Annotated in this window: 5 protein-coding genes; all 5 read right to left on the bottom strand. The window is 65.8% G+C overall.

The features are described 5' to 3' along the window. Nucleotides 1–1,664, bottom strand: a 1,664-nt coding sequence (gene topA, locus ACIQ6O_RS12940) for a type I DNA topoisomerase (protein ID WP_396208205.1), incomplete at its 3' end; no start/stop codon positions are given. A gap of 4 nt (nucleotides 1,665–1,668) precedes the next feature. Further along, nucleotides 1,669–2,109, bottom strand: a complete 441-nt coding sequence (locus ACIQ6O_RS12935; protein WP_396208204.1) for a DUF494 family protein — start codon at nucleotides 2,107–2,109, stop codon at nucleotides 1,669–1,671. A 3-nt stretch (nucleotides 2,110–2,112) separates the two neighbouring features. Then, complete coding sequence (locus ACIQ6O_RS12930) at nucleotides 2,113–2,658, bottom strand: shikimate kinase (RefSeq protein ID WP_396208203.1); 546 nt, start codon at nucleotides 2,656–2,658, stop codon at nucleotides 2,113–2,115. Nucleotides 2,659–2,684: 26 nt separating this feature from the next. Next, nucleotides 2,685–3,881 (bottom strand): chorismate synthase, encoded by a 1,197-nt coding sequence (gene aroC, locus ACIQ6O_RS12925; RefSeq protein WP_396208202.1) that lies wholly within the window; start codon nucleotides 3,879–3,881, stop codon nucleotides 2,685–2,687. A gap of 190 nt (nucleotides 3,882–4,071) precedes the next feature. Further along, nucleotides 4,072–4,920: hypothetical protein (locus ACIQ6O_RS12920; protein WP_396208201.1), on the bottom strand; the 849-nt coding region annotated here is incomplete at its 5' end.

Here is a 4,920-nt window from a genome sequence, read left to right as displayed (position 1 = left end):
CCGATGCCGAGGCGCTCGAGTTCCTTCACGAGCGAGGCTTCGGAGAAGCGCGGCGGCGGCTCGGTGAAGTGCTGGGTGGGCGTGATGGCTTTCACCGGCACACGCTCCCCCTGCTCGAGGAACGGCAGCGCCTGTTCGTCTTCGAGCGCCTTCGCCTCCCCTTCTTCCCGGGCCTCGCGATACAGGGCGAGGAAGCCCTGGAACTTCACGACGGAGCCGGTGGCGCGGAACAGATACGACCGCCCCTGCGTGGGGATGTCGAAGTCCACCGTGGTGGTATCGAACACGGCCGGCGCCATCTGTGACGCCATGAAGCGCTGCCAGATGAGTTGATAGAGCTTGAACTGATCGGCCGTGAGATACTTCTGAATGGCTTCCGGGCGGCGCGCGGGATCGGTGGGACGCACCCCTTCGTGGGCGTCCTGTGCGTTGGCCTTGCCGCTCGGGTAGAGCTGCGGCTGCGCGGCGAGGAACGGGTCGCCGAACTGCGCGCGCAACGTTTCACGCGCGGCGTTGGCCGCGTCTTCGGAGACGCGCGTGGAGTCGGTACGCATGTAGGTGATGAGACCGGTCGCGCCGTCCACCCCCACATCGATGCCTTCGTAGAGATCCTGCGCCAGCCGCATGGTGCGCTTGCTGCCGAAGCCCAGCTTCTTGGCGGCTTCCTGCTGGAGCGTACTGGTGGTGAACGGCGCCGACGGGTTCTTGCGACGCTCGCGCCGCTTGACCTCGGTGACCTCGAACTCCTTGCGGCCCTTGAGATCCGCGAGGATCCGTTCGGCTTCGGAGCCGTTGGGGATTTCGGGCTTCTTGCCATCCACCTGGTGCAGCTTGGCCGCGAACGGTTGCTGCCCCTTCTGCAGATCGGCGGCGATGCTCCAATACTCGACCGGCGTGAAGGCGCGGATCTCGCGTTCACGCTCCACGATGAGGCGCAAGGCGACAGTCTGCACACGACCGGCGCTGAGCCCCTTTTTCACGGTCTTCCAGAGCACCGGACTGGCCTTGTAACCCACCAGACGATCGAGCACCCGACGTGCCTGCTGGGCTTCGACCTTCCGGTTGTCGATGTCCATGGGCTTGGCCATCGACTTGTGCACCGCATCCTTCGTGATCTCGTGGAACATCACGCGGCGAATGGGCGCCGACACGGCGTGCCGCTTGGGTTGCGTGAAGTATTGCTCCACATGCCAGCCGATCGCCTCACCTTCGCGATCAGGGTCGGTGGCGATGAAGATCTCACTCGCGCCCTTGGCGATCTTCTTGAGATCCGTGAGGATGTCTTCCTTGCCTTCGATCGTCACGTACTCGGGCTCGAAGCCCTTATCGATGTCGATGCCCAGCTTCTTGGCCGGCAGGTCGCGTACGTGACCGACGGTGGCGCGCACGGTGTATCCGCGCCCCAAGTACTTGCCGATGGTCTTCGCCTTGGCCGGCGACTCGACGATGACGAGCGACGTCCCACCGGTGGGCGCGGGCTCGAGATCGTCTTCGATGTCCGGTGCGGCACTGCGTCTGGCGGCCGCTTTCTTGACCGCGGCCTTTTTGGCGGTCGCCTTCTTGGCCGCCGCCTTTTTCGCGGGTGTCTTCTTTCCGGCCACCGTGCTCGCGGATTTCGCCGCAGGCTTGGCAGCCTTTTTGGGTGCAGCCTTCTTGGTTGGCATCAGCTCAGTGTATCAGAGGGTGCTCGCCACCCATGGCGCCATCATCCAGCCCGGCATCGTCCGCAAGCGCGCGAATGTCCGCCAAGGAGATGCGGCCGTCGACATGGACCAGCGCGCGCTCCACCAGGTGCTCGAAATCGTTGAGATTCACTGCGCCTGAGGCATACAGCGTGACCAGATAGCCCCACGCATCAGCAGTGAACCGGCCACGCTCGTGTGGCCCTTGTACCCGCAGCGACGGTGCTCGGCCCGTTTCGGACTCAGCGGCCAGCCCAATCAGTGCGGGTGACGACACAGTATCGCTGTAGAGCAGCGAAAGAATCTCACCAATCTGACGCCGATCGTATCCTTTCGACGAGAGATACGCCTCCACCTCCACGACATCCGTGTCGGCGGCAAAGCGTTCCCGCAATTCATCCAGAACCGGCGCCCAGCGATCGTCCATTTCCTAACCTACTTCCGGCGTCCCCTCATGGGCAAGTTGCACCACGGAATCGGTAACTTGTTGCGATGTAAGACTTTCCACATCCACCACCGCATCCGCCGCATTATATAAGGGACGGCGGGCCTCCCAAAGATGCTCCATCTTCGCTCGCGGATCGGCTTCCTGCAACAACGGACGAATGTTGCGGGAGCGCGAGATTCGCCGCATGGCCGCCTCCGGTGAGAGCCGCAGATGGACGATCTTCCCTGGCGGCCTCAACAGTGCCATCACCTCCGGGTTGGTGACCCATCCCCCGCCGGGCGACAGGACCATGGGCGGGGCCGCCGCGAGCTCACGCGTGAGCGCGACCTCCAGCGCCCGGAATGCCTGCTCACCGTGGCGGGCGAAGTAGCGTGCGACGGTGCACCCCACGCGCCGCTCGATTTCGAGGTCGAAATCGAGAAAGGGGCGCCCGAGACGACGGGCGACGGCGCGCCCCACCGTGGATTTCCCCGCGCCCGGCAGCCCCACGAGAATGAGGTGACCGTCGATCTGTCGCGGCGCGGTCACGAGCGGGGCCCCACGCGGCGCATCCGTCAGCCCTCGACGCGCTCGTCGAGCCGGGCGAGGTACGCGTCGAGGTTGCGCTGCGTTTCGCGGAGCGAGTCACCGCCGAACTTCTCCAACAGGGCCCCGGCCAGCACGAAGGCGGCCATCGCCTCGGCGATCACGCCCATCGCCGGGACGGCGGTCACGTCGCTCCGCTCTGCCACCGCCTGGGCGGCCTGGCCGGTAGCGACATCCACGGTGCCCAGCGGGCGCATGAGGGTGGAGATGGGCTTCATGGCGACCCGGATGACGAGGTCCTCACCCGTGGTCATGCCGCCTTCGGTACCGCCGGCACGGTTGCTCCGGCGGCGGACGTGCCCCGCCCGCGTCCGTCCCGGGGCGGCTTCAATCTCATCGTGCACGTCGGCGCCGGTCCGGCGCGCGGTTTCGAAGCCGAGTCCGATCTCCACGCCCTTCACGGCCGGAATGGAGAGCATCGCCTGCCCCAAGCGACCGTCGAGCCGGGTTTCCCACGACACGTGCGAACCAAGCCCCACGGGCAGTCCCGACACCACCACTTCGCAGATGCCCCCCAGCGTGTTGCCCTCCTTCTTGGCCGCGTCGATCCGCGCAATCATGCGCGCCTCGGCGTGTGGATCGAGGGTGCGCAGCGGAGACGCATCGACAACCGCATTGAGATCGTCCGGGAGCACATCAGGGCGTTCGGCATCGATGCCACCCAGATGCACGAGGTGCGATCCGATACGGACCCCCACCTCGCGCAACAAGACACGGCAAACGGCCCCGGCGGCGACGCGCGACGTGGTTTCGCGCGCGGAGGCGCGCTCGAGAATATCGCGCGCGTCGCTCCGGTCGTATTTGAGGATCCCCGTGAGATCGGCGTGCCCCGGGCGCACGCGTGTGACATGCCGCTTGCGCAGCCCGTCCTCGTCCGCCTCGCGGGGGGCCGGGTCCATGATCTCCACCCAATTCTTCCAATCGCTGTTGCGTACCAGCATGGCGATGGGAGATCCCAGTGTCTCGCCCGCGCGTACGCCGGAGAGGAACTCGATGCGATCGGTTTCGATCTGCATGCGACGTCCGCGTCCATAGCCCTGCTGCCGACGCGAGAGCTCCGAATCGACGTCGGCCGCAAGCAACGGCACGCCGGCGGGCATCCCTTCGAGGACGGAGACGAGAGCCGGCCCGTGCGATTCGCCGGCGGTGGTGAAGCGGAGAGGCATGATCGGAACGTACAGAGCGGCGTGGGCTTGGCGAAAGTGCGCGCCGGCGGCGCGCCCATACCGACAAGGCAGGCAGTAGGACGACGGGATCTGGAGGAGGGCGGAAGAGCCGGTCCCCCGGCCACCTCGCTCGAAAACACAAGCGGGGCGCGTCAACGACGCGCCCCGCTTCCTTACCCCGGCCAAGTCCTTACTGGCACGTCGTGCTGAAGTTGTCCGGCAAGGCCACCAGCGTCACGCCGCGCAGCGTCGCCCCTACCAGGACCAGCTGCCCGTTGGGACGCACCGTGGCGCGAACGGGACCGATGATCGGATCGCGGATGGGGATCGTGGCGATCTTGCGATAGCAGTAGCTGTCGAACACATCGATGACCGGTTCGCTGCTCGCCACGAAGGCGAGGCGGGTGCGCAGCGGCGTCGAGTTCGCCCCTGTGTTGAGCGGGTGGAAATCGAGCCCGCCACCACTCGGCCGGCTCTGCAGGATGCCCTGCAGACGGAGTGAGTTGTCGAACAGGTACGTCGAGTCACCCTTCACCGCATTCAACTCCCCATCGAAGTTGATGCCGACGCCCTGAACGCGGGCGAACGTATTGGAGATGAAGTCGGTCACGTCGACCGGGCGGGACACGCCCTGATCGATTACCGGCAACGGCGGTGTGAGATCAAACCCGCGTGTGACATCATAGGTCAGTGCGCGGCTGCCGAGTACCGGGCCACCCTCGCCGAACACGGCCCGACGGAAGTTACCCGAATTGCGCACGTAGGTAGTGTCGCGGAAGGCCAGCTGGTCGAGGCGGGCCACGATCGAGTATATGTACTGCGATCCATCAGCGCGGGTGACAAGCTGGCGTGCCGGCAGTAGCACCGAGTCGGCCCCTACACCGCTCGCGGCAAAGCGTTGGATCTCGAGGGTGTCGGCACGATTCTGCGACTGGCCGATGGCCTGTTCGAAGAAGAAGTGCGACGAATTCTTGTGCAGATTCTCCCAGCGGATGGTGCCCTGATTGGGGAAGGGCGTACTCTGGCCGGGCGTGGGCGT

The organism is Gemmatimonas sp., assembly GCF_044345575.1.
Classification (GTDB): domain Bacteria; phylum Gemmatimonadota; class Gemmatimonadetes; order Gemmatimonadales; family Gemmatimonadaceae; genus Gemmatimonas.
This window is presented reverse-complemented; position numbering and strand designations above follow the sequence as displayed.

Excerpts from the sequence above, each read along its gene's own strand:
- ACIQ6O_RS12935 (WP_396208204.1), bottom strand. The coding sequence starts at position 2,109 with ATGGACGATCGCTGGGCGCCGGTTCTGGATGAATTGCGGGAACGCTTT.
- aroC (WP_396208202.1), bottom strand. The coding sequence starts at position 3,881 with ATGCCTCTCCGCTTCACCACCGCCGGCGAATCGCACGGGCCGGCTCTC.